The 25,897-nt window shown below is 33.3% G+C and carries 26 protein-coding genes, 1 tRNA gene, 3 pseudogenes and 2 riboswitches; of the genes and pseudogenes, 3 read left to right on the forward strand and 27 right to left on the reverse strand.

Annotation, left to right across the window (positions count from 1 at the left end; translation table 11 throughout):
- Positions 1 to 186: 186 nt before the first annotated feature.
- The 17 genes and pseudogenes from ACI48Q_RS20245 to ACI48Q_RS20325 form a co-directional block, all read right to left on the reverse strand.
- Positions 187 to 405, reverse strand: a complete 219-nt coding sequence (locus ACI48Q_RS20245; protein WP_474920955.1) for a YdbC family protein — start codon at positions 403 to 405, stop codon at positions 187 to 189.
- Between the two features lie 265 nt (positions 406 to 670).
- Positions 671 to 961: a helix-turn-helix domain-containing protein gene (locus ACI48Q_RS20250; protein WP_474920931.1), complete on the reverse strand. Its 291-nt coding sequence runs from the start codon at positions 959 to 961 to the stop codon at positions 671 to 673.
- 181 nt (positions 962 to 1,142) lie between these two features.
- A complete protein-coding gene (locus ACI48Q_RS20255; protein WP_474920932.1) occupies positions 1,143 to 1,625 on the reverse strand; it encodes a GNAT family N-acetyltransferase in 483 nt (160 codons plus the stop codon).
- A 140-nt stretch (positions 1,626 to 1,765) separates the two neighbouring features.
- The gene (locus tag ACI48Q_RS20260) at positions 1,766 to 2,611 is read right to left on the reverse strand and encodes a GNAT family N-acetyltransferase (protein WP_474920933.1); all 846 of its coding nucleotides are present in this window, start codon (positions 2,609 to 2,611) and stop codon (positions 1,766 to 1,768) included.
- A 44-nt stretch (positions 2,612 to 2,655) separates the two neighbouring features.
- The gene (locus tag ACI48Q_RS20265) at positions 2,656 to 3,390 is read right to left on the reverse strand and encodes a class I SAM-dependent methyltransferase (protein ID WP_474920934.1); all 735 of its coding nucleotides are present in this window, start codon (positions 3,388 to 3,390) and stop codon (positions 2,656 to 2,658) included.
- Positions 3,391 to 3,534: 144 nt separating this feature from the next.
- Positions 3,535 to 3,861, reverse strand: a pseudogene (locus tag ACI48Q_RS20270) (sugar O-acetyltransferase); the annotation flags it as partial.
- Between the two features lie 110 nt (positions 3,862 to 3,971).
- Positions 3,972 to 4,541 (reverse strand): GNAT family N-acetyltransferase, encoded by a 570-nt coding sequence (locus ACI48Q_RS20275; RefSeq protein WP_474920935.1) that lies wholly within the window; start codon positions 4,539 to 4,541, stop codon positions 3,972 to 3,974.
- 113 nt (positions 4,542 to 4,654) lie between these two features.
- On the reverse strand, positions 4,655 to 5,059 hold the full coding sequence (locus ACI48Q_RS20280; RefSeq protein ID WP_474920936.1) for a cytidine deaminase family protein: 405 nt from the start codon (positions 5,057 to 5,059) through the stop codon (positions 4,655 to 4,657).
- A gap of 55 nt (positions 5,060 to 5,114) precedes the next feature.
- Positions 5,115 to 5,555: a hypothetical protein gene (locus ACI48Q_RS20285; protein WP_474920937.1), complete on the reverse strand. Its 441-nt coding sequence runs from the start codon at positions 5,553 to 5,555 to the stop codon at positions 5,115 to 5,117.
- A 42-nt stretch (positions 5,556 to 5,597) separates the two neighbouring features.
- Complete coding sequence (locus ACI48Q_RS20290) at positions 5,598 to 6,191, reverse strand: sugar O-acetyltransferase (protein WP_474920956.1); 594 nt, start codon at positions 6,189 to 6,191, stop codon at positions 5,598 to 5,600.
- Between the two features lie 132 nt (positions 6,192 to 6,323).
- A complete protein-coding gene (locus ACI48Q_RS20295) occupies positions 6,324 to 6,458 on the reverse strand; it encodes a hypothetical protein (protein WP_474920938.1) in 135 nt (44 codons plus the stop codon).
- 160 nt (positions 6,459 to 6,618) lie between these two features.
- Positions 6,619 to 7,269 (reverse strand): TetR/AcrR family transcriptional regulator, encoded by a 651-nt coding sequence (locus ACI48Q_RS20300; protein WP_474920939.1) that lies wholly within the window; start codon positions 7,267 to 7,269, stop codon positions 6,619 to 6,621.
- 86 nt (positions 7,270 to 7,355) lie between these two features.
- Positions 7,356 to 7,637, reverse strand: coding sequence for a DMT family transporter (locus ACI48Q_RS20305; protein WP_474920940.1), 282 nt, complete (start codon positions 7,635 to 7,637; stop codon positions 7,356 to 7,358).
- Positions 7,638 to 7,809: 172 nt separating this feature from the next.
- Positions 7,810 to 8,343: an AAA family ATPase gene (locus ACI48Q_RS20310; protein ID WP_474920941.1), complete on the reverse strand. Its 534-nt coding sequence runs from the start codon at positions 8,341 to 8,343 to the stop codon at positions 7,810 to 7,812.
- A gap of 284 nt (positions 8,344 to 8,627) precedes the next feature.
- Entirely contained in the window at positions 8,628 to 9,212 is a 585-nt protein-coding gene (locus ACI48Q_RS20315; protein ID WP_474920942.1) for a DJ-1/PfpI family protein, read from the reverse strand.
- 119 nt (positions 9,213 to 9,331) lie between these two features.
- A complete protein-coding gene (locus tag ACI48Q_RS20320) occupies positions 9,332 to 9,994 on the reverse strand; it encodes a hypothetical protein (protein WP_474920943.1) in 663 nt (220 codons plus the stop codon).
- 139 nt (positions 9,995 to 10,133) lie between these two features.
- Positions 10,134 to 10,256: a hypothetical protein gene (locus ACI48Q_RS20325; protein WP_474920944.1), complete on the reverse strand. Its 123-nt coding sequence runs from the start codon at positions 10,254 to 10,256 to the stop codon at positions 10,134 to 10,136.
- A 487-nt stretch (positions 10,257 to 10,743) separates the two neighbouring features.
- Between ACI48Q_RS20325 and ACI48Q_RS20330 the strand changes: the two are divergent.
- A pseudogene (locus ACI48Q_RS20330) lies at positions 10,744 to 10,986 on the forward strand (CatA-like O-acetyltransferase); the annotation flags it as partial.
- A 186-nt stretch (positions 10,987 to 11,172) separates the two neighbouring features.
- Here ACI48Q_RS20330 and thiD read toward each other — a convergent pair.
- From thiD to ACI48Q_RS20345, 3 genes are all read right to left on the reverse strand, one after another.
- Positions 11,173 to 11,973 carry a bifunctional hydroxymethylpyrimidine kinase/phosphomethylpyrimidine kinase gene (gene thiD / locus ACI48Q_RS20335; protein WP_474920945.1) on the reverse strand — a complete coding sequence of 267 codons (801 nt, stop codon included), beginning with the start codon at positions 11,971 to 11,973 and terminating at the stop codon, positions 11,173 to 11,175.
- An 84-nt stretch (positions 11,974 to 12,057) separates the two neighbouring features.
- A riboswitch (TPP riboswitch) is annotated at positions 12,058 to 12,156 on the reverse strand.
- Between the two features lie 249 nt (positions 12,157 to 12,405).
- Positions 12,406 to 12,505: riboswitch (TPP riboswitch) on the reverse strand.
- Positions 12,506 to 12,646: 141 nt separating this feature from the next.
- Positions 12,647 to 14,338 carry a M28 family peptidase gene (locus ACI48Q_RS20340; RefSeq protein ID WP_474920946.1) on the reverse strand — a complete coding sequence of 564 codons (1,692 nt, stop codon included), beginning with the start codon at positions 14,336 to 14,338 and terminating at the stop codon, positions 12,647 to 12,649.
- Positions 14,339 to 14,890: 552 nt separating this feature from the next.
- On the reverse strand, positions 14,891 to 15,826 hold the full coding sequence (locus ACI48Q_RS20345) for a helix-turn-helix transcriptional regulator (protein WP_474920947.1): 936 nt from the start codon (positions 15,824 to 15,826) through the stop codon (positions 14,891 to 14,893).
- Between the two features lie 102 nt (positions 15,827 to 15,928).
- Here ACI48Q_RS20345 and ACI48Q_RS20350 point away from each other — a divergent pair, with 102 nt between their 5' ends.
- Together ACI48Q_RS20350 and ACI48Q_RS20355 are read left to right on the forward strand one after the other, a co-directional pair.
- Positions 15,929 to 16,411 (forward strand): GyrI-like domain-containing protein, encoded by a 483-nt coding sequence (locus ACI48Q_RS20350; RefSeq protein WP_474920948.1) that lies wholly within the window; start codon positions 15,929 to 15,931, stop codon positions 16,409 to 16,411.
- Between the two features lie 724 nt (positions 16,412 to 17,135).
- The gene (locus tag ACI48Q_RS20355; RefSeq protein ID WP_474920949.1) at positions 17,136 to 19,046 is read left to right on the forward strand and encodes an aminopeptidase; all 1,911 of its coding nucleotides are present in this window, start codon (positions 17,136 to 17,138) and stop codon (positions 19,044 to 19,046) included.
- 416 nt (positions 19,047 to 19,462) lie between these two features.
- On the opposite strand, the pseudogene ACI48Q_RS20360 reads toward ACI48Q_RS20355, so the two are convergent.
- The 7 genes and pseudogenes from ACI48Q_RS20360 to ACI48Q_RS20390 form a co-directional block, all read right to left on the reverse strand.
- A pseudogene (locus tag ACI48Q_RS20360) lies at positions 19,463 to 19,963 on the reverse strand (transglutaminase domain-containing protein); the annotation flags it as partial.
- A 25-nt stretch (positions 19,964 to 19,988) separates the two neighbouring features.
- Positions 19,989 to 20,165 (reverse strand): hypothetical protein, encoded by a 177-nt coding sequence (locus tag ACI48Q_RS20365; RefSeq protein ID WP_474920950.1) that lies wholly within the window; start codon positions 20,163 to 20,165, stop codon positions 19,989 to 19,991.
- A gap of 508 nt (positions 20,166 to 20,673) precedes the next feature.
- Entirely contained in the window at positions 20,674 to 22,392 is a 1,719-nt protein-coding gene (locus ACI48Q_RS20370; RefSeq protein ID WP_474920951.1) for a GMC family oxidoreductase, read from the reverse strand.
- A 567-nt stretch (positions 22,393 to 22,959) separates the two neighbouring features.
- A tRNA-Val gene (locus ACI48Q_RS20375) sits at positions 22,960 to 23,036 on the reverse strand.
- A 123-nt stretch (positions 23,037 to 23,159) separates the two neighbouring features.
- Positions 23,160 to 23,864, reverse strand: a complete 705-nt coding sequence (locus ACI48Q_RS20380; RefSeq protein WP_474920952.1) for a transglutaminase-like domain-containing protein — start codon at positions 23,862 to 23,864, stop codon at positions 23,160 to 23,162.
- 45 nt (positions 23,865 to 23,909) lie between these two features.
- Positions 23,910 to 24,668: a helix-turn-helix domain-containing protein gene (locus ACI48Q_RS20385; RefSeq protein WP_474920953.1), complete on the reverse strand. Its 759-nt coding sequence runs from the start codon at positions 24,666 to 24,668 to the stop codon at positions 23,910 to 23,912.
- A 384-nt stretch (positions 24,669 to 25,052) separates the two neighbouring features.
- A complete protein-coding gene (locus tag ACI48Q_RS20390; protein WP_474920954.1) occupies positions 25,053 to 25,655 on the reverse strand; it encodes a class I SAM-dependent methyltransferase in 603 nt (200 codons plus the stop codon).
- Between the last annotated feature and the right edge of the window lie 242 nt (positions 25,656 to 25,897).

Here is a 25,897-nt window from a genome sequence, read left to right on the forward strand (position 1 = left end):
TATATAAATATAAGAATATATAAATATATAGGTTTCATGCGGGTTTGCGCCAATTTTCTCTCTTTTTAATAACCAATTGTCACCAGAAAGACTCTTTCCTCCATATATATCTTAAAATTAATTCTAAAAAATATTAAAAACCTTTAACCTATGCATCCTTGCATTGATTAAAGGTTCTGTGTGTTCTTATAAATTATATATCATACTATTTAATAGTTCTTTCAGTACCTTTACTTCTTCTTTTGTTAAGGTAACACCTTTTCCCATCTTATTGTGTTCTGAATCCCAATCTCTTAAATCATATTTTGCCTCTTTATCATTCCAGCTAATTAAATTTAATTCCTTTTTCCATCCCTTACTTGATTCTGAAATTGTTCCTAAAGTTTCTTTTATTTCAAAATATATTTTCTGTCTTCAGTGTAAGGTATGATGAAGTTATCTACAAGCCATTGATAATTCCCTTCTGATAATTTATCCACTGAAACTAGAGAATTCTCACCTATTTTATTGCCTGTTTCCTTTGGATTTGTGACCCCCTGCTAGCTATAGTGGTACCAGAACCAAGGTAATATGGTAAAGCGAAGGAATTATTTAGTGTTACCTTCGCTTTTTTATAATGATTTAATTCTATTTATCAACAAACTTATTCAAAATTATCACATAACATTAGCTATTTATATAAATCTGCTGCAAGTTTTTCTAAAGTCTTCTCATCTATAACTTCAAAGTAATTATCCTTCTTTTTTATAGCACCCTTTAAGCAAAGAATATTTAATATCCTTAATAAATGCCTATAACTTGTACCTAATAGTTCTGATATTTCAATTAAGATTTCATTAAATACTACTATTCGTTGACCACTACTATCTGTATTTTCAGCGGTAGCAAGCATATAACTAGCTAATCTATTTTCCAAAGGATAAAGTAAGTTTATAGAACTATTTTTTGAGCATCTATCCAATTCTTGACCTAGTGAACCACAAACAAACTTTAGAAACCTAGCGTCATTAAGTAAATATGTCCTTACATTTTCTTGATGAATACCAATAAATTTGAAAAGAGAAGTTTATTGGACTAATGTTTATTACTTCGGGAATCGTTATAATGACCATTTTTTAGAGGAGGATTTTTTATATAGTTCTTTAAACTTCTTTTCTTTCTTGACCGTTTTTCTGCTGCATACAATGTACTGTCACTTCAAAAGATTCATTACCAGGCATCACACCCGAACATGTTTCAGTCGTTTCAAAACCCATTGCTTCATATAAATGCAGTGCAGGATTATTTCCAACTAAAACCTCCAACCCTAGTGGCCTTTGGGTAGTATTTTCAATCACATGCATAATCAAACTTTTTCCGACTCCCTGACGCATAGAGTCAGGAGCCACATAGAGCCATGCAATTTCATCATCTGAAAATGCTACAAATCCTACTACATTGTCATTTATAAGTGCAACACATACTGTATAATCAAATAATCCTTCATTAACAGCCGCCTGTTCAAGCGGTACAAATGCATCGTCTAGTCCTGCAAGATGCAGTTCTATTTTTCTAGCAGCATCGTGGATTTCTTCAATTCGCGACCAGTCTTGTTGCTTGTAATTCCTTATCATAATATCCGACATGTTATCTTTCCTCCTTCCATATGTGAGCGAAGATAATCCTACTATAAAATGTATCTTTATGTCTAAATAATTATCCTGTTCAAAACATGCATTTGACATATTCTATTGCTGCCACATCTGAAAAGACATTTGAAATACTATTATATTTTCAAAAGCATCTCATACTGATCAACAATATGTTCAAACTCTAATTTAATCAGAAAGTCTTTAGTACATTTAGATTCATCATCTACGTTAAGAACACTGATTTTATATGATTCTGTGTTCTCTATTAAATCAGTAATGATGCTTCTTGCAATTCCTTTACCTCTATAATGTTTATTTACTGCTATTTGGGGAATATCTCCTGTTTTTTTATCAATAATGCCATAGCCAACAATGGTATTATCAAAGCGTACAATAGAATATAGGAATGCTTCTGGTATAGCGCTGATAGAATCAATAGAATTCTGCCAAGATGGCTTAAAATCCCAAAATTCTGTTAACTGTCTTAAGTTAATTCTGTCAACATGTTCAACCTTATAGGTTGTTATCGAGTTATATTTATTTTTATCTAGTTGAAAACATTGGAACTCTCTTTGAATTTCAAAGCCTTGTTTTTTATAAAGTTCAACTGCAGAAGTATTAGATTTAATTACTTCAAGCAAATATTGCTCCACTTGCTTTTGTTTAAGTACTTCTTTGATATTTAGAAGCATATTGCTTGTGATACCTTGTCTTCTATAGTCAGCTGTGACGCCTGTGCCAAGGTCATATACTGTTGATTTTTTATTCCAATTTCGAAATCCATTTAAAACGAATCCAACTAACATTTCATTTTTAAATGCACCTATGGACATTTCCGGGGCATACCCTCTTCTTTGAAGCATTTGTTTAAACTTCCAAATGGGCAAATCCATCTTAACCTGATAATCAGAAAATGCATTGCGAAACGCTTTGTGAAGTGTTTCTATACTTGTTTTATTTAAAATTCTATATTCTAGCATTTTTTCCTCCTCTATCTAATAGCTTAACAATCTCAATAGGATTATTACTTTTTTGCTTTTATAATTAGAAATGTAGGTTTAATAAATTCTTTAATCAAATCCGGATTTTCCTTCAATGCCCATGACTCAGGTGTAGGCTCTACCACATCTTTAAGAATAAAGCCTGTATGAGCTAATGTTGATATGATTTCTCCCATAGAACGATGGTAGTTAATCACACCATCAACAAACCATGTGCTTACACGTTGCCCATTCTTTGCATAGTCAGAAAAAGTGTAGGATACAAACTTTCCATTTTCATCTAAGTTATGATGTCCATTGCAATTCATCGTGGCAGTCACAATGAGATGTTCCTGTGAATAAATCAAATACCCTCCCTTGTTTAAGAGAGCATAAACATCTTTGATAAGTTTTTGAAAATTTTCAGCGTAATGAAATGCAAGCGAACTGTATACTATATCGAATTTTTGTGTCAAAGTAGATAATTCTGACATATCCATGTGGCGGTACTCAATGCTAGGATGACAAGATTCCTTTTTTGCTACTTCAAGCATCTTTTGTGAAAGATCAATACCGATTACTTTTTTAGCCCCGTTTTGCACAAATATAAGACAATTGTGTCCGTATCCACACCCTATATCTAAAATCGTTTTGCCCTTTACATCGGGTAATAATTTGTTTATTGATGGCTGTTCTAATAAGTCATTATAGCTTTTTTCGTTCCTTAATTTCATATACTCTGTAAAAAATATTTCATTGTCATATATGTTCTGGCTCATATAAGTTCCTCCTTCAAATTCAAATTTGAATAACGCGGTGTTCAAATAGATTGTTCTTTTTTCGGTTGTTACGCTAAATATAACAATTGTTTACATTAAGCTCCATCTAATTTCTTAGATAAATTGAAATTTGTCAGCTTTCAATTATGATTCGATATCATCTGACGGAATGTCTTTTGTCACTATGCTTCCGGTACCAATGACAACATCATCGCCAATGTTAATGCCATGCAAAACAATTACTCATGCACCGAACCAAACACTGTCTCCAACTTTTATTGGTTGAGCAAACTCTAATCCCGCGTTTCTTTGTTCCGAATCAAGAGGATGTCCGGCTGTTGAAAAGCAGCAATTAGGAACAATAAAAACGTTATCACCAAAGGTTACTTTGGCGCCATCTAAAATAACACAGTTGTGATTAGTATAGAAATTATTTCCAATCTTGATATTATAACCATAATCACAAAGGAATTGTTTTTTGGCAGTTTAATCGTATTATATCAAATTCCATTTCACTCAAACTCTCCGGATCATAGTATAATACGAGGTGTTTGTTTTCCATCTCTGGTAAGTCGCAATGCTTATAACCTATATTTATTGTTGAGTATATAATAGATTTCATTGTCGATCCAACTACCATCTTCCATAATAAATTTTTCTCTAATACATTCAAATTTAAATCCTGCAGAGAGAACAACCTTTTTTGATATATCATTATCTTTATTAATGTGTGCTTCCAAACGATGAAAATTTAGGTCCTCAAATCCAATTTGGACAATCGCACGAATAGCCTCTTTTGCATATCCTTGTTGCCAAAATTGATTAAAAATCGTATATCCAATTCGTGCATATTGAAAATCTTCTCTCATATGAGTGCTTATATCACAGTATCCAACTGATGCACCATTAATTTTAGAAAAAATATTTAACATATAACTGTAATCTTTTTTACCAAGATCCTCACGCTCTTTAAGTTTGTTTTTAAACCATTCCTCTGTTAAAAAAGATGTATCAAACCACCCGTCATCAAATTTTGTTTTAGATGACGCTTGTCCATTAAATCCCTCAAGCCATATTTTGTAATCGTCCATATTTAATGGTCGTATTTGTAGACGATTGGTTTCCTTGCAAATATCCAAATATTTAATCATTTCAACCTCCTAAACTAATGTAAATTTGCTTTATAAGCTATGTTTTCAATCTTCAAATTCCTGTTTTTACACCAGTTTGTCTGCTCAATTTACTGGATTTTGTTTATCAACGTTTATGAATTAAAATTGTCATATCCCCACCAATCTGGAATGAGCTCTTTTAATTTAACCGTTTTTTTAGTTTCAAGATCAAGCAAAATTTCAATCTCGCCGCTTTCACGATCTAATTGCATCATATATTCTCTGCAAGCACCACAGGGGGAAGCAACTTTACCGTCGGACATGACCGCTACGACTTTATCTATTTGGCTTTCTCCATTTGTAATCATGTTAGCAATCGCATTTCTCTCCGCACACATTCCTAGAGTACTCGCGGTGTCAATAGAAACACCAACATAAATATTACCTTTTATAGTTAAAATTGCAGCACCAACGCCACCGGCTTCTATGAATGGAGAAATCTCTCTTCCATTCTGAACCATTCTCGCTTTCTTATACATTTCTTCCCAAATATCCATAATCCTATCACTCCTTCAAGCCAAAACTATCACTTGGCTAATTTAAAAATCTTGACTACAGCATTTTATCATGCAATAAACTTGTGCTTTGTAGTCCCAATTCTTTTCGTATTTTAGTGGACTCCACCACAAGATGCTGGTCTAAGTTTACAGCTTTAACAAACTCAAAACCATTATCCTCGTATGTTATCACAAATTCTCCATTCCAATCCATCAACTTTGCAATGATTTGATTCCATTCAAGTTCTGAGAAAATCTCATTATCAGCAAGATTGTATATTTCACCAACAGTACCTTTTTGAGCTGTTAAAGCAATACCTTGTTCAATGTTCTCGACATAACATTTACACGCTTTTAAGGCTGCAATTTTTTCATTTATTTTTATAGTTTTAGCTCCGCCATTTATTTGATGAATAATATGTACAATCCTGCCGCCAGATATACCACCCTCGGGGCCAATGTCGATGATATAGTCGCTTTGTGAAATTACTTCCAAAGCATGCTAAATCACAAGCACCGAGATAAAAGCTTTTCCCAATTACTTTTCATCCTTCCAGCACCTCCTTTTATCTTCCTCGGTAATTTTTCTTATGACTTTACAAGGGTTTCCTACAGCTATCACTCCTGACGGAATGTCTTTTGTTACTACGCTTCCGGCACCAATGACAACATCATCGCCAATGTTAATGCCAGGCAGAACAATTACTCCTGCACCGAACCAAACACTGTTTCCCACTTTTATTGGTTTAGCAAACTCTAATCCCGCATTTCTTTGTTCCGAATCAATAGGATGTCCGGCTGTTGAAAAACAGCAATTAGGAGCAATAAAAACATTATCACCAAAGGTTACTTTGGCACCATCTAAAATAACACAATTGTGATTAGTATAGAAGTTGTTTCCAATCTCGATATTATAACCATAATCACAATAAAACGGAGCAGTGATATAAAAATTCTCTCCTGTTTTACCTAATAGCTTAGATATAATCGCTTTTTGATTTTCTGAATCAGAGGGTCTTAATCGATTATATTCAAAACAAAGATCCTTTGATTTTTCTCGTTCCTTAACGATTTCTTCATTATAGTTAGCATCATATAGGAACCCATTCTGCATTTTTTCTCTTTCAGTCACTAGTATAATTCTCCTTTCCTCTCCAACTCCATTTGAAACATGACCTCTCTGAAAACTCTTTAGCCAATTTCTCAGGATAGTCAGTTTCAATTATTATATGATCTAAAGTAAACATTTTGTCCTCCTTAGATATCAAAGTTCTAAAACCTCACCTGCGTTCAATTTAGCAAGTTTAAGATAAAAATTATATTTATCAGTTTCACCACCAAATTCAAGATCATAATTAATCGGGCCTCTATATTCTTCGAGATTATTGTGTGTTATCATAATAACCCCTCCATTTAAATGTACTTAAGATATAACTATAAATTTCACTTATCTTACATTTCATTCTAATTCTTATAAGAGGTATGAGATTGCACCGATAAGCTTTTACTCTTTGTCGCCTCTTTCTTTATGTTACACTATAATCTAATATACAAAGCAACTATTTGTCCTCTTGCACAAGCAATGATAGCTCATTTAAACCTTGGAGCATATCCTCTGATAAAGCAGGCACGCCCATTTTGTCAAAAATATCTTTCATAAAAACAAAGATATTTCGCATTTTTTCAGGAGACCATTGACATATCCATGGATTTACCCATACATTTAGGAATAACAAAATCATTTGCGATAGCTCATGGGGCCGTTCAGTTTTAATCGTACCGTCTTTTATGCCTTCCTCTATAACACTGGAAAGTAAATCAGATGCAATACCAAGGGTATCATGCATATGCATTACTAATAGTTGCGGGTTCTTTTTATATGAATTGCTTGAATGATTGGTAATTTCTTGTTTAGCTGATATTATAGTAAGCGATAATACATTACGTAACTTTTCTATTCCAGACAAATTGCTATCAATTATGATTGACTTTATAGGTTCAAATCTCCGCGCTGCCATCTTTTTATTTACTTCTTCTAAAACTTCTTCTTTTGACGTAAAGTGATGATAAAACATACCAAAAGAGCCGTTTACCTCGGCGTAAATGTCTTTAACCGAGGTGCTTTCATAACCTTTTTCGAAGAATAGCTTCTCAGCAACATCCAATAATCCATCTTTTCTTACCTCTGGTTTTTTTACTATTCGTGCCATAAATATTCCTTCCTAACAGAGTTCTACTCTGTTATTATTATAATTAACAGAGTAAAACTCTGTCAAGCTGTTTTTAAATATTTAGATCAAAAATCCCGCTTCTTGAAAGCCTTAGACAAAAAGCCTAATAAAAATTTGAAAGCCGGTAATGAAATAGGAAACTCTAAACAACGTTGAGTAATCAATATCAAAATAAGCAAGATAATCGTGCCACCAAGAAAAGAAATAAAAGCAGCTCCTAAAAGAGAGCCCGTTGCAACGCGAAGTTTTTCATTAATAACGGTTTGCAATGGTGGTAAAAAACCGGCCAAAACGCCTAAAATTATCCAAGTAATTTTACTACCCTTTTTCTCTTTTTCTGACGCCATCTATAAAATTGCTCAAAAAAAGGGCTAAAAATTGCACTTTTTAACCCCGATTTTCGCTCATTTTTCACTTCAAAACCACAACATCTTATGGTCAGACCGTCAAATGTGAGATATATATTATAATTTTAAAAATTTGATAAAAAACAAAATAAGATCAAGACGAAAATAAATTTTATAACATGCTTATAATTTTGTATGCTCGCTCAATTACACTTCCGGGTGGAATTTTTATACACGTATATCCAAAGGACTTATACGTTTCTTCATGAATATGTTCAAAACATAAAGCTTCCTCAAAGCTAATCTTTCTTGCCTCTGAGGGCTGACAAAAACCCAAATTCTCAATAAAGAATACCGTCTTCTGATAGGTTTGTTCATTCTCAATTCTATTTATTTCTTCCATAGTATCTTTAGATGGTTCATATCCAAGATATTTACTTAGAGCATATGTACAAAAAACTGAGCGGTCATAAATTTGAACTTCAGATGGAAGAGCTGAAAGATGTACTTGTCTTTGTTTTTGCAATGCCACAATTTTATTAATAAAGGACGCATCCTTCCATGGTTCAGCATTACCTTGCACTTGCTCTAAAGCAATTATATCAGTTGCGGCTTCTTCCACTACTAAATAACCCATTGTTTCTAATACTCTAATAATTGAAGTTTTTCCACTTCCTGGTGTGCCTGTTAAAATATATCGTCTCATAAAACACCTCCAAAAAAATTTACTCTAGTAAAACCAAGACAGAATTCTTCTCAGTAAGTCCAACCTCCTGAATAGCTTACTGTATTATTCTAAGTACTCATTTTGCAAAATTGACATATGAATGATATCATGCCATTTTCCATCACGAAAGATACTTTCCCTAGATTTTCCTTCCTGACATCGACGTAATTCGCCAATGAATTCTGTATGCCTAGATTCGACAAAAAGATGTGGTGAGGATATAGAGGTTCCTTGGCGAAAAATATATTCCTATATAAAATATATCATAGATTAAACAAATCATTATCTTTATCAGAATTCCAGACATATTCTATAGTATTTGCAATCTCTTCAGCAATGTTTGTCCCAAATATATCGCTAATAAATCCCAGCGACATATCCATTCCTGCAGATACACCGGATGATGTATAAAATTTTCCATCTACAACCCATCTTGCCTTTGGTATCCAGTCTACTTTTGTGTTTACAGACTTAACCCAATCGAATGCTTTTTTGTTTGAGGTCGCTCTTCGTCCATCTAATAAACCGGTTTTTGCAAGTAGAGCTGAACCAGTACATATTGCCAGACAGTACTTTGAACATGATGCAATTTCATACAACTTTTCCACAAAGCTCTTATCATTTACAAATAATCTTGTGCCTTGTCCCCCAGGTATAACAAGAATGCCATCATATTTTATTTTATCGACAGATTGTGTTATAATTTCAGTACCTTGTCTGCTTTTAACAGCCCCACCATTTATAGAAAAAAAGCGCATTTGAAAACCTGAAAGACATCCGAGTATTTCTACCGGACCAAATGCATCAAGAGTTTCAAAATCATCAAACAGAAAAATGTTTATATCCATATTATGTTCTTCTCCTCCTTATTTCTAGATTACTTGTGAATAATACTATATGATTCAATCCTATTTTCATTAATGTCTTCCTTCTGAAAGCATTTTATCTTTTCTTCTCATCTCTCTGTTCATAATTTAGGCTCTAATCCTAACATGAGGTCTAATAAGTGAATGCCCTTTTTTCCTCCAAGATTGATGCCCTTTACACAGGCAATGCAATAACAGACAACTTCATTGGCATCAATTTTATTGCAGTGTTTTTTCATTAATGCTGTCTGCTCTTCTTCCGTATGCGGCAAGAAAAGACCTTCCGCGTTCTCAATGAAACGCTTTGGTGCAAACTCTCCATTTTGCTTAGGAAGCGTCTCATAGAGCGTAGTACCGCAAGATCTCGTTTTGCTAAAGTTTTCATCTAATTCTTCAATATCAATGTTCATTTTCTGTAGAATTCTTCGGACTGCTTTTTGCTGGGGCTCATTGTCATATACACGCCAACAATCTTGCACAGCCATTTTTTTATGGCCGTAATCAGGAAATGGGAATTGCTTATCATCTTCTAATAGTTCCCATATAGAAATTACTTTTTTAGCAGCAGAATCTTCTCTGCAAAACGCAGAACACGTATTACATATATAAACCACCGTATCATCATTTGTAAGCTTTTTGTGACTTGGCCTGCAACATCCCCAAATTTGAATATCATAATTCTCTGAGAGATAATTCTTTATTCTCTTGCTGGCTTCCGGGGAATAAGCCGTAAATTTGCAACTAGGTAAATAAATCATTGACATCTTAATCGCTCCTTTGCTATGCTCATTGTTTGACTTTCATCTGTAAAAAATGTTTCACCAATTTAATTCAGAGAATTACTCCAAGTCCATTTCATATTCAAGTTCTATCAAATCGTCCCTCCATGAGCGATTCTCTTTTTCAGCAGATTTTACAAACCCTGCTTTTATATACATGGTAATTGCCTTTTTCAATGAATAACTTTTCAGCAACATCCAAAAGTTCATTTTTTCTTACCTCTGGTTTCTTTACTATTCGTGCCATAAATATTCCTCCATAACAGAGCTTTACTCTGTTATTATTGTAATTAACAGATCTTAGCTCTGTCAAGCTTTTTTAATACTTTGATCAAAAATCTCGCTTGAAGGCCTTATACCTCTCAGATTGTTAAACCACTCTTCATCGGGAAGCTCAATATCTTGTACTGCTTGAGCACAATCATAATGGAACAACTTACACTGCAGATCGATGCGTTGACAAATGGCTTCATAGGATTGCAGACCGAGATTTTTCATCCCGATGCCTTTGGATTTTCTTCTATGCAATATGCGTTTCTAGGGTGTCATCTATAAAAACCCCTAAAAAATCGGGCTAAAAAGGTACTTTTCGACCCCAATTTTTGCTCGATTTTTGCTCCAAAACCACTACATGTTGTGGTCAACTTTCTAGTGATATTTTGAGTCTGCACAAACTATCTAAGTAAATAATCATGATAGGTCTTGATATGAAGATTATCCTCTAAATTACGCTCAACAATTTTCCTGTATCTTGCATTCCGTGGAGTAGTTTTTCTGGATTCAATTTGAACTTATTCGGAGACAATCAATTTCTCTCGCCAATCATAACCTTTGGTAAATACTTTGAGGAGGGAGATACTGTACAACTACCAGTTTCCGTACAAATCCATCATGCAGCCGCAGATGGTTACCATGTTTCTCAATTTCTTGCTGAGCTACAAAAATTCGCATTAACAGCAGAAGAATGGTTGTTATAAACCATTTTTATTACATTATATATTTTTAATCGTATTTCATATAAAAAAGGAAGCATATCATAATTGTTTCTGCTTCCTTTTTTATTTCCTCTATTCCGCTGGTGTTTTCATGGTCTATATATGCAGTTCTAACAACATTAATTTTATAAAAAGCTTATTTGTATTATGTAGTTTCACTATTGAAACTTATATATTTAAACCATTTTTATATAAATCATAAAAATGATGTGTTGGCCCATTACCTTTACCTATGTTTAATGAATGCTCAATTGCTGTTGTAATATATTTTTTAGCCTGCTTTACAGCAATAGACATGGTCATACCTAGTGCAAGATTGGAAGTAATAGCAGAAGAGAAAGTGCAACCTGTCCCATGAGTATTTTTTGTATTTATACGCTGGGTTTCAAAATAATAAAACTCTTTACCATCATATAGAATATCCAGTGCATCCCCAATAGCATGACCACCTTTGACAAGAACGTTTTTGCACCCCATATCATAAATAAGCTTTGCCGCTGTTTTCATATCTTCTGCACTGCTTATCTTAATATTTGATATCTTCTCAGCCTCTGGAATATTAGGCGTAAGTAAATCAGCATAGGGTAGTACAACCTTGATCAGCGTGTCTATGGAATTAGGATTCATAAGAGGGCAACCATTTTTCGCATACATGACAGGATCAATTACAACATTGTATGGTTTATATTGCTCCAGCTTTCTTGCTACTGCTTCCATGCAAGGTTGTGTAGACAGCATACCAATTTTCACAGCGTCAACCTCCATATCTTCAAATATGGCATCAATCTGCTTCTCAATCATATCTGGGGTAACATCCTGTATATCAATAACACGGCTTGTATTTTCTGCTACCACTGAAACAATTACACTCATTCCAAACACCCCATGGGCAGAAAATGTCTTTAAATCAGCTTGTATTCCAGCACCTCCACTGCAATCTGATCCAGCAATACTAAGTACCTTTTTCATTGAAATTCCTCCTTTTTTCCTTTATGTATATATAATAAATTAGGGTACTTCTCTATACGGAGAAGCACCCTAATCATATACAAATTTCGTATGTGATTTGCTTCCCTACGTCAGTATTAACCAACAGGTTCAAAGGGTCAGGTTTTACCTTCTCAACTACTTATAGTCCCCCCGCAAATGTTAATTATATTCATTTTTATACTTAAGGCATCTTCAAAAAATAAATAAGTCAAAATCCTCGTCTATTTTGAGTTATACTGCGTTAACAGAACCCTTAGATAGTGCTACTATCTGCGAAACCTGTTTCCTTGTCTAACTCAAAATATACTTCCCATCTTTTACTTATTATTTATTTTCAGATACCTAATGACCCTATGTTAAATAATAATAGGGTACTTCTCTACACAGAGAAGCACCCTAATCATATACAAATTTCGTATGTGATTTGCTTCCCTACGTCGGTATTAACCAACAGGTTCAAAGGGTCAGGTTTTACCTTCTCAACTACTATGTAGTCCCCCCGCAAATATTAAGAATATTATTAATATTGATTATATTCCATAGTAGCAATATGGTCAAGTTACAAAAGAAGTTTTAGATATAAAATGAATCCTTATAAACCCTTGACTAATTCAGAAAATTCTATAGTATTCCTGTTATATATATCTTTTTATTAGAATTTTTCTTCAACATGTTTAGTTGTAAAAAATGCTGCAATGATTGAAATTGGTAATACACTCAAGGCCGTGACTACTGGAATTATTGGTAGCATAAGCGACACATATAGTAACCAGCAAATCGGCACATATAATAGTAATATTCCTATACCAATGATTGTTGTTCCTATGAATCTAGCTATATCTAGCTTTCCTAAAAGTGATACAAATAATAATCCTAGTGTTGTTAATGAAAACAGATAGCTCATAGAATTAAAAAAGATTGTAGTCCCTATAATGAGTATTAATTGAAGTGGTAATAAATCTGCAATAGCCTCAACAATAGATTGTTTTCTCATTCGAAGAATAAATATAAATAGACTAACTAGGGCAAATATCATAGTTTGAACAATAAAAAGAACTTCTGTATTGCTTGTCTCAGTCAGATTAAATATATTTGCCGCTAATCTTATAATGCCCCAACTTAATGCAGCCATGATAAATATTGTTCCAATCAACCTAGTCATTCCAATGAAGATTTGATGTGGCTGTATATTTCCATTCTTAATTTGTAAAACAAACCAAATTAAAGTAGCAAAAATAGCACATACTGCAAGGAAAAAAGCTACATCACCATTCATTAAAATTAAATGACCTGGTAAAAACGGAAAATAAATTCCTTCTTTTTCTGAATTATTTCCTTGAAATTGCTCTTTTGCACTATAATCAACAATTTTTAAATAATTATATGCTGTTTTATCATTAAAGTTTTCATAATTATCCGACATTGCACCATAATTTTCAACACCTTCTGTCACTGTAAAATTAAGGCCTGAATATCCTGCATCTAAAAATCTAGTCAAATCGGTAACATTTGGCATTTTGTGATATAAATCTGCTGTAAAAGAAAAAGCTATGGGATGAGAAACTGCTGATTTAAAATAATGCATAAGATCATAATTATAATTAGAAGTTTCAAACATCAGTAATCCACCACGATTACCGCGTCCATCCACATTAATAACAAGATCTACCAACGTTTTTAATTCTGGATGAGATTCTACAAATGCTTTCGAACCAAAGGTTCCTAATTCCTCACCATCACAGAGTAAAAAATATAAATCATTTTTTAAGTCATTATTTTTTGATTGCTTTCGCATAGCTTCAAGCAAAGCAGAAACAGAAATCGTGTTATCGCCTGCTCCCAAAGTACCTTTTTCTGTATCGTAGTGAGCCATGATTAATACTCCTCGATCTGTATCCGGCGCATCTAATTTAACCAAAATATTTTTTAGTATAAGTTCATCTTTTTCATTAATATGAACTTCATTTCGAATATATTCTTCTATTTCATTTTCTTCTCCTAACTCGCTTTTCAGTTTCTCAATAGAGTAAACTTCAGTTTCAATGATAGGCTCTAATCCCATTTCTCTGATTTGTGATAGAATATATGAGCGTACTGACTCAATCTCTTCTGAGCCAGCTGGATGTGGTGTTACCGTCATAGCCTTCAGATTATCAAGCATCTGCCTATAAGCTGTGTAATCTGCATCCGATTCTGAAGGTACTGATGTTGGTTTTACTTGCAAAACTCCTACTAAAATACCTGTTATTAAAACCAAAATCATAAAAAAAATAGATGTTATTTTGAATATTCTTTGATTTTCATATGCAAAAAAATTTTTAATCGAATTCCAAATTTTGTTCATTTTTCCTCCTACTATATTATGCATTTTTTCTAGAGTGCATTTATATAATTCACTCTTATACAAGTAAATTTACCAATTTAAGCTTTAATTCTTCTAGCATAAGTCACTCAACCAATTACTGCAGGTTTAGTATTATTGTCACCGCTAACTTCACTATAAACATCTGCAAAGTGGTGACAATAGGATTGTCCAATTCATGATAAATAGGAATATTGTAAAACTCTATCAAAATTGTATCGACAGTGGAAATCAGCATGTTTTGTACCTTATGGCATTTGGGGCAATAATCTCTGGACATAACATATCTCTTAACAAAGCTGCACTCTGTCAGTATTGTAACTTACAGAGTGTTGCTCTGTCAATGAGCTAACAATAGAAATGATAAAACACAAAAATGAGAAACACTTTATATTACTAACCTGTTGACTGTCTATCTCGTTGTTGATGCTCTTGCCTCCGTTTTCCCGCTCAGACAGTACGTCACTTTCGAGAGACACAGTGTTTACATTCCGGACTTCTATGACAGCGTTTCTCTTGAGCCCTGTGATAAAACTAATTATCTTCGTATCTCTCCATAATTTTCATCAAGTATTTTTTGAAATTTTGTCTCACACTTAGAGGTTCAATGATCTCACATTTTCTGCCAAATTTAAGAAGTACATTATACCCATCTTCATTGTCTACAATGGGGTATTTCGCAATATAATTATTTTCATTACGAGCAATGATATAGTCTTCCCCAAATCGCTCAATTACTTTATCTTTTAAAGATTTATCTATTCTAATAATTACTGTTACTATATCTTTTGTCATCCAATTCGAATCATCCATTGGTAATGGTACAAAATCCCTTGGAGTAAAAGTTTCTTCTGATAGCTGAACATCACTCATTCTGGCCAGCTTGAATATTCTATAATCATTTCGTTCAATACTAAAGGCTTGTAAATACCAGCTGCTTTCCTTAAAAACTACTTTGTAAGATTCCACTTTACGAGAAGTTCCATCACCACTTTTATCCGTGTAATTGAATAACAAATATCGCTTATCATTCATTGCTGTTTCTATAACTTTAAGCAATATTCGTAATGAGCGATTTCCCTGATTAGATTCTAAATCTATTGAGAAGTTTTGGTTACTAATATTTTGTTTTAATAAATCGTTTTTCTCTGTCATACTCTGCAATTTGGTCAAAGTACTAGCGATTTCTTTATTATCTAGCAACTGATTATAGCTTTGTAAGCTGGTTATTAAGCTTTGAACATCTTTTGGAGTAAATAGCTTTTTATCAACTTTATAAGATTTCATTAAACTTACCCCACCTGTAGAACCTCTAGTTACCATAATAGGCATTCCTGCAATATTTAAAGCATCGATATCTCTGAATATTGTTCTCCTACTTACTTCCAGTTTTTCAGCTAGTTCACTAGTGGGTACTACTTCTCTTTCTAAAAGAAGCATGATAATTGCGATCAGACGTTGGATTTTCATAAAAAAGATTCACCTCAAGTTTAATTATGACATACTTATGTCATAATGGTCATGATAAAGTATAACTATACTTAAAATAAAAATTATATGGAGGGATTTGAAATGAGTAATTTCAAAATTGAAGAAAAAGAGGCTTTTCGTTTCGTAGGTTTTAAAACAAAATTAGAAGGCTCAGAAAAAATTCATTCAGAACAATTTTCTAATCAAAAAACTGAATTTTTCAAAGGTATAATTCAAAGTGGAAAGATGTCTTTACTTAAGCCAATTTCTGAGTGTAATTACGGTTACGGAGCAGTAACAACTGATAGGTGCAACACTTTCTATTATGCAGGTGTTAAAACAACACAACCAGTGATTAATGAAACCGAAGAAGTTTTATTCTCAGAGGGAAAATATCTGGTTCTTGTTGGGAAAGGTGGACTATCTCGCTTAGCATTTGATAAACTTGAAGATCAGGCATTTAAAGAAATTCTTACTGAAGAATACGATTATGAATATAGTGGAAACCCCATTGCTGAAATCCTATTAAACGGTAATCCAGCAGACTCAGAAGTGGAAGTATGGATACCAGTTAATCAAAAATAATTATAGCGATTACAAATCTGAACATAGTATATCAAAAACAAAAGGACTAAACCACGAGGGTTCAAGTCCTTTTGCTTCATTCTTCGATGGTGGTGGAGCTGAAGTGCGGTCTTTAAAACCCACTAATAGTTAAACATATTAGATATTAGTACTCAAATCCAACTCTTCTAAAGTTTATAACTTTAGCTGATCTATGACCTCACGCTGGATGTTCAACCGCTTACTCTGAAATGTTTCTGAAGAATTTATGTTAAAATAAGGTAATATAGTAATTTTACAAAAATATTGATATATATTTGTAATTTTTATATAATTGGTGTATCTTAAGTATGGAGGTATCAATAAAATGATTATTACAAATTTTTAATAAATATACTTAAATGAATATATGGTAATAAGTTTAGTGCCTAAGCCTATAGGCTTTATTGTGTTTTTCTTTATGCTAGTAAGTAGAAGAAGTCGTTTTATAGAGTTAAGTTCACATTTTTTCACAAGAATAGTTGATTAATCATGGTAAAATCAACCACACTTTTGCATGAAAATAAATATAGATTTTTAACTGTAAGAAGGCTAAGGCTTCTTACAGTTTTTTTATAACACAATGAGCTTATTTGTCTGGGAGAATTAAATTAATGTATAAAATAAAGGAGTATTATAATGAGAGTATATAATATTACTTATAAGGATTGGGAGATAGGATTAACTAATAAAGGGGGAGTTACAAATGTTTAAGAATTTTTTGAAAAAGGCTTCTTGTTTAGTGGAAAGACTAATTCAACTGGAGGAAGTTCTAAATGATGAATATTTTAAAAATAATAACCTTGAAATACTAAAACAGCAGAATGATGAATTATTTTATGAAATTACAAAGGAGGGATATGAAAAGAGTTATTTAAATCCTGATTATTCCTGTGGGATACTAGAGGACAAGCTTCGACAGATTGCCTTAAGTATATATTCTGATATCTTTGATTCCATTAAATACGCTTTTTCTCATGAAAAGAATAATCTATTTAGGCTAAGGGTTTTAATTGAGAAAATGATGTCTCAGGATGTTACAGAAAATGCTTTAATAGATATCTACAGAGAATATAAAATAGAAACCTTAGGACTTCAGGTTTCAGAGTTTATGAGGGAAAGATATAATATTAACAACCACTATATAAATGATATTATTGAGAATTCTGACTTGAAGGAATTAAATTATCTTTATAAGTATGGGAAAAGAATTAGTAAATATGAAATTCAAGTGGCTAAATTTTTTCAATCCTATGATAAAGAAAAAATAAGAGCTACTGCAAATTTAATTGTAAATGCTTATTTTCAGGGCTTTAAGGTTGAAAGCAAAGAAATTGGTGACAGAAAAGAAATTAGAATTAGGTTTAATGTGGGTCAAGAACTATTAGTTAGAGACATTATGATGATTTTAAAGGAAAGAGGTTATTATGGCTTTGCACCTCTACCTTTGGTAGTTGAGGAGAATGAGCAAGTGAGTTATGATCATAGATTTAATAATGCTTTAGTACTTGATGAAGAATTTAAGAACCTATTCCTTGAAAAAATTAAACAGGAGTATAAAGAAAAGGAAACGATACTGCTTAGGCATTCAGGGATTATTTGGTTTGAGACCTTTGGAGAAGAGGCATTTTCACCTATTGACAAGAAGCATGTATTAAAATTTACAAAGGTACAAAGTGAATATATGGGGAAAATAAGAAAAACATATGCAGGATCTAAAGAAACCTATATACCAGATATTAATTCAAGTGATACTCAGATAGCATTTCCTTCGCCTCGGATAGGACAAAATTTTGAGGAAATATTTGAAGAAATTATGAAAATAAACACCTTAGATGTTGATAAGTATGAAACAATCCAGCAAATAATGATTCATGCCCTAGATAAAGCAGATTTTGTTCGTGTAAAAGGAAAGGGGACCAATAAAACAGATATTAGAGTAAAAATGCACGAATTACAAAATCCTGAGAGAGAGACTCTTTATGCAAATGCTGGAGCAAATGTTAATATTCCTGTTGGAGAAATTTATACTTCTCCTGTATTAAAAGGAACAAATGGAGTTCTACACCTTGAAGAAACATTTTTAGATGGATTGAGTTATAAAAATTTAATATTGGTATTTGAAGATGGATATATTTCAGAGTATTCATGTGAAAATTTCGAGGAAGAAGCTAAAAATTTAGAATACATCGAGGAGAATCTTTTCTTCACACATAGTACTTTACCTATGGGAGAATTTGCAATAGGAACCAACACCCTTGCATATGTGGTTGCTAAAAAATATGGAATAATGGATAAATTACCCATACTAATATCGGAGAAAATGGGACCTCATTTTGCCATAGGAGATACTTGCTTTAGTGATGTAGAGGATTGTGATATAAAAAGTCATATAAATGGCAAATATATTGTTGCAAAGGATAATGAAAAAAGTAGTCTTAGACATGAAGATGAGGATAAAGCATACACCGAGTGTCATACTGATATACCTGTTTTATATGATGATCTAGAATTTGTAACAGGCTTTACAAAAGCAGGTAAAAGCATTGAAATTATAAAAAACGGACGATTTGTTCTTCCGGGAACTGAAGAATTAAACAAACCATTTTTAAAATAAGTTAATGAAAATAAGAACCTTCTGAGCGTAATTTAGACTCGGAAGGTCATTGTTTTTGGAATCTACAGCCAGGAACCCTGCAATTAAATATTAATGTTTTCTCACAAAAATGTTTACGTCATTTATGTTACAATTCACCCTTTATCACTCTAATATAACTAAATTAATCCATAAGAAAACCCTCGACTAATTATTAATTAGTCGAGGGTTTCAATGGTGGAGGCGAAGGGATTTGAACCCTCGACTTTCAGCCTGTCATCATGGCACTTTCCCGCTGAGCTATTACCCTCCAAGAATAGTAATAATGTCGTCATGACCCAGTACTTCCTTGGCGAGAGTTGTCTTTCTTAAAAAGACTCATGGTTTTTTGAGTTTAAATCAGATAATCTTTCAGAGAAATATGCTTAATTTTCATATCATTTTACATCTCCTCTAATTTTAGACACGTTTTTATTCATAAGCTTTCTACCAACATTCTGATAAAACCATTTCTTTAATGGCGACAATTCCTGACTATGCTTCCTGAAGAATCCATCCGGAGAGTTAAATATTCCATAATCCTGACTGATTCCCTCCTTTTGTATATAGGTATCATTTTTATTCCAATGGATTTGTGGTTTTTTAAAATCATTGGTTGCTACACCGTATCCACAGAAACTTCCATTACATTCAGAAAACTTTTCTTGGAGTTTGTTTAAATAAGGAACATCAAGTATGAACCCCTCTATATTTAACCAGTTTCCTTCAAAAAAAATCTCCACCCAACTATGGACAATATTTTGGGGAGCAACACTATACATTAAACCTGTCATAGCGCCTTTCTGGAGAGTTTTGTCGATAGTAAACCCGTGAATCCGACATGGGATACCAACAGCTCTAAGCAGAGCCATAAATAAAGTACCTTTAGTATTACACTGTAAAATGTACCCAATGGAGTAGACATTAAAAAAAGTCCCAATCTGGATTATCACAGATTTTTTGCGTATAGTAAGCTATTTGTGACTTTAAACTTTGTCTTTGCTCCTCATGCTCTGTACTGACACGATAATAGGCAGCAATCTTTAATCTTTTATCAGATTGATTTTGCCTTGCCGGAATAGTAGTAGTTTGTTTACTCATTTCAAAACCTCCTTAACACAAAAATGCAGCACCCACTTGGGTACTGCAAACTTTAAATACTATTCTAGATATGAAAAAAGCTACATCTTGATTGGTTGATTACCAATAAAAATATAGCTTATAACTTGCGAGTAATGTCAATTTCGGATATCATACTATTTTTAGATAGGGATTTGAACTCTCGTAAATAGAACGCAGTTTCGCATTTCGTTCGTAATGTGTAATTATAATTGATATTCCATTTGAATATCAAAAGGCTCATTTTCAGCTATTAAAGTGTTAATTTCAATAACATCATCACAAGCAAGTTTAACAGATTTTTACCGATTCCTTTTTTCTAAACAGTTCAGAAACATGAAAATACGAAGTTCAATATTGATCGAAACTACCCAAAAATGATTTCCCGAGATAAATGCAACCAATCACATTACCTTGATAAAATACACCATAAACAATGCAATCTTGGTCGATTGCTTTTAATATGCCCCTCTGCTACACTCTTACACTTTTATAAATCCCAATCATTAATAAATTCACAAGGAATTCTTCTAAAAATTCTTCTTTTGCAGTCTTTTTTGCATTTCTTTATGCATATATCTCTGCATTCCTCGTTGCATTCGCATTTGTATATCTCTTCACATTCACATTCACATTCCTCTTGATTCAGCAACTGATGTGCAATTGTAAATCCGATAAGGTAAGCAGGTGCAGAGGTGTTGCCATCCGCAGTAAACGGAATAATTGAATTATCAGCTACTATTAAATTTTCTACCCCAAATACTTCCCCCTGAAAATTCGTTACACCATCTGCTTCGGAATTTGACATTCTGAGCGTGCTTTCTTCGTGGAAGGTTAAGCTAAGATTTTGCCTAATAAAGGCCTCGAGTCTTATAGAATCATTAATGATGTCCATTGTTGGTGACAGCAATTGATAATTAGGGTCTATATTATTAAGCGCGTTTGCTATATTTTTAATATAAATTGTAAAGGTATCCATTAATAGCCGTAAATCAGCAGGGTCGTCCAAAAATTCCTCATCACCAAGTTCAATTTTTAATGGATCACTGGATTGTATTTCTACAGTTCCTCGACTCTTAGGTTGAATTGGCGATACTCCTACGATCAGGGTATTGTTGGAAAAGAATGGCTCAATTTGTACTGCGCGTAGTGTTGGATCTGACCCAGTTGCCGGATCTGGTAGGAAAGCCCCTGCAATCAAATGAGCATTCGGATCATTTGGAGGCACCGGAGTGTCATTCGGATTAGTTGAAAATACAACCGGAATTATTGAATGGTTTGCCATATGCCTTCCAACATTATTATTATCTTTTACAACATCAATACCTACACATGCAAGCTCATTGGCAGGTCCTATTCCAGAACGCATCAAAAGACTTGGACTCTTGATGCCTGCTGATACGATTATTTTTTTATCTGCAAAAGCTTCACAAGGTTTTCCATTTTCTAAGAATCTTACACTGCAGGCAGTTTTATCGCAAAAGATAATCCTAAGGGCTGTGGCTTTAGTCAAGACCCTTAACTTCCGTCCGTTTACTCCAAAGCCTTCGTCGTCTACTACATCAGGCGTAAGGAACGCTGTTGATGAACTTTCACGCGTTCCATCAGGATGTTGGGTATATTGATTACGTGTAAATGGACCGATAGGCGTGTCGGGATTATTATAATCTAATATTCGCTCAAACCCTGTTGCTTCTTCAATTGCCAATGCAATTTTTTGTGCCATAACAGTTGGGTTAACTGGAGCCTGCCGTACATCAACGCGCCCTTTAAAACCTCTTGCTCCAGGATTATCTGTCATACCGTTATATTTTTCTAACGCTTTAAATCTTTCAATAACTGCCTGAGGTGACCAAAACGGTCCCAAGAGCTCTTCCCATTTACTAATTACAGCATCTGTGGGACGCACCCAAAGTTGACGGTTAACAGAAGATGCCCCTCCAAGGAGCCGTCCTGTTGTCCAGGGAAAGGTTCTATTGTTAAGTTCTTCCTGAGGCACTCCCTGGCCCTGCCAAAAGTATCTAGCAAAAAATAAATTTTGCAATACCGGAGCAAATGTTGAGTTGGAAATAGGCTCATCCGTATCGTCGTCTTCACCTGCTTCAAGCAGTAATACAGAGTTTTTTTTATTATCGGAAAGTATCTTGGCAGCGGTTGCACCAGCAGTTCCGCCGCCTACTATTATATAATTAAATTTGTATTTTCTCACAAAAACATCTCCTTAAATATCGGAAATATCTCCCCTAATATTATATGATTGATTTGTAATTTAAGTTCTAATTCATGACGTAATAGCAACACATTACAGCACATAAAAAACAGATATAAATATAGGGGAGTGATACCCATAAAGGTCCTTTAATCCTTTGCTAGGTATAGATGGATTTTTAAATTTATTACAAACAATATTGAAACATTATCTTTTGGGTTAGACTTCGAGTTTTAACTTTTATTGCAGTTATGAAAATATAAAAGCCTTGAAAATCAAATATTTTCAAGGCTTTTTGCCTAAGGACTACAAAACAGCTATTTTCGGCAAATCGGCGTAGGGATTTGAACTCTCGAAACGAGTTGCCTTTTTCTTATTATACTGAAAAATGAGAACATTGTTATGCTTTATTTGCTGAATCTTTCAAAAACATAGTAATCCGGTTTAGCTCCTCCATAAACGTAGTTACCCACTTTCCATTCTAAAAACAAATATTTTTTTGTCAATACATTATAAAAGGAAAGAAGTCGACTGCAATAGCAATCGACTTCTTTCGACAAAATATTCTGGTGGAGCTAAAGGGATTTGAACCCTCGCCTTCCACGCTGTCATCATGGCACTTTCCCGCTGAGCTATTAACCTCCAGGAATAGTAATGATGTTGTCAGGACCCAGTACTTCCTTGGCGAGAGATGCCTTTCTTAAAAAACTCATGGTTTTTGAGTTTAAATCAGATAATCTTTCAGAGAAATATGCTTAATTTTCATATCATTTTACGTCTCCTCTAATTTTAGACACGTTTTTATTCATAAGCTTTCTACCAACATTCTGATAAAACCATTTCTTTAATGGCGACAATTCCTGACTATGCTTCCTGAAGAATCCATCCGGAGAGTTAAATGTTCCATAATCCTGACTGATTCCCTCCTTTTGTATATAGGTATCATTTTTATTCCAATGGATTTGTGGTTTTTTAAAATCATTGGTTGCTACACCGTATCCACAGAAACTTCCATTACATTCAGAAAACTTTTCTTGGAGTTTGTTTAAATAAGGAACATCAAGTATGAACCCCTCTATATTTAACCAGTTTCCTTCAAAAAAAATCTCCACCCAACTATGGACAATATTTTGGGGAGCAACACTATACATTAAACCTGTCATAGCGCCTTTCTGGAGAGTTTTGTCGATAGTAAACCCGTGAATTCGACATGGGATACCAACAGCTCTAAGCAGAGCCATAAATAAAGTACCTTTAGTATTACACTGCCCATAACCGTCTTCTAAAACTCTACTTGCTTCTATAGTATCGTCAACATTATAGCCAAATTTTATTTCATCCCTAACAAAATTATATATCTCAAGTATCTTTTGAAACTCATCTTTATCTTTCCATTTCCTGTTTTTAACTAACTGCTGTATCTCTTTACTTTCATAATTCAACATAGATGTCGCCTGTAAATACTCTTTCATAATATGACCTCCTTATATCTTGATAATCATATTATACAAATTTATTTATAGACTTACTTTCAAAAATCTGCTATCTGTGATAATATCCCTTGCTGACATACCAGTCATTTTTTTATTGACAAAAGCAAAATGTGATGATGAATTAAATCCCGATGCTATTGCTGCATCTGTAATACTTTCACCATCAAATATCTTTTGGTATACTCTTTGCAGCTTATGAAGAACAATATAGCTTTTCAGTGGAATACCAGTTTCTTCTTTGAAAAGATGTGAAAGCCTGCTTTCTGATATGGACATTGCTTTTGCGATATATTTCACCTGATGAAGTGTCTCATCGCAATCACAGGTATCTATCATTCTTAATAACATCTCTATTCTTTGATCAATTTCAATTGGTGTATAGTTATCGAAATAACTGACAATATTTTTTATTAACACCGAATATTTGTGGCTTTTTCCATAATTAATTGCATTTAATAAATGCATTTGTAATTCGACTGCTCTATCCTCAGGAATAATATAATAGGGATTATCTTTTAGTAAGTATATTCGCATAAATTTCCCTAATTGAGTTGTTGGATCTACTAACATTGTAAAATGAATTAAATTTTCAGAATAAAACTCATGCATTGTATTCACATTGACAGCTATAGCCCGGCAATTTATTCTTTGATCCTCTACGTTAATTATTAGTTTTTCATCAGCGCTAATAAATAGCTGTAACAGCCAATGCTTATGCAAGTCTGATTTTATACTATTTGTTATAGCACCGAAATTTTGTCCACACATAAAAATATCATTCATTTCCTCAACTCCTGTTCAAAAATCAGTCTCAGTAACCTGCATTTTCGAATTTCCGCATCCGCACTTTCACATCGCTAAATCTGCAAAACTCAACCCCATTACTCTATGATAAATATGCTCATTTCTGTTTCCCTAGACTTAAAACACACTTAACTGTCTGGTTCATAACCTCCTGAACCCCTTGATTATACTGACTTTTTTTGTTTAAGCAGAGCAACGGTTTCCACATGTGTTGTGATAGAAAGGTGATATTGGTACACGGAATTACTGATTTTGCGCAAAGATGTACCCCCTTTAAGTAAGGGGGTTTGTAATTTCCTATTTTCAATTTTATCTCAATAATTTCAATTCTATCAACAGGCTTAAAAATTTCTATCTTAGAATCTATTTTCGAGAATCAAGAATAAACATAGATGCATCACGGCCCATGAATATTTTACTTCCAGTATAAAAAGTTTTAGACTCAATATCCCTGTACCCAATTTTAGTCATAATATCAGCTAGCTTTACCTGCTCAAATCCGTTATGAACCATATCCGAAACTACTTCTTCATTTTTATTAAAATCTACAATTAGTAAATGTCCTCCTGGATTTAGAACATCATATAATCTTGATATAATTAATTCAACATCTTTAATATGGAGTAGAACCTGAGCCATAAAAATATAGTCAGCATGTAAATCAGATTGACCTTCCTTTTCAAAATCAAAGCATAGGGTATCTGCATTCTGAATATTAAACTTAGAAATCTTTTGATTTATTTGATTAATCATGTTTTGTGATGTATCCAGAAAAACCATAGAATTAAAATCATTTAACAAGTTCATTCCTACAAGTCCAGTTCCACACCCAAAATCAATAGCCTTCTTACTTTTGGTGTCAACTAAATATTCTCCAATGGCATCTGATGATACCTTAGCAATTTGGATTCTTTCAGCAGTGTCATATCTATTAGCTATGATTTCAAACTTATCAGTATTTCCCATAATTATCTCTCCAATCTACTTTAATAAAATCTAATGCCATCTTTATTATCTACTCAAGGATTTCCGTTCTTCAAGCAATTACAACAATATGACTAATCAAATATAACCTCCCATTTTTCATTTTTATGTGCATCAAAACACATTTGGATTTGATCATAAACATTTTTATTTTCATCTATGATAGGCAAATTATCAAGAGAAAAGAAATTACTTTCAGTTGTTTCATTATTTGATTGAAAACT

This window comes from Clostridium sp. LXY-7 (genome assembly GCF_056172015.1).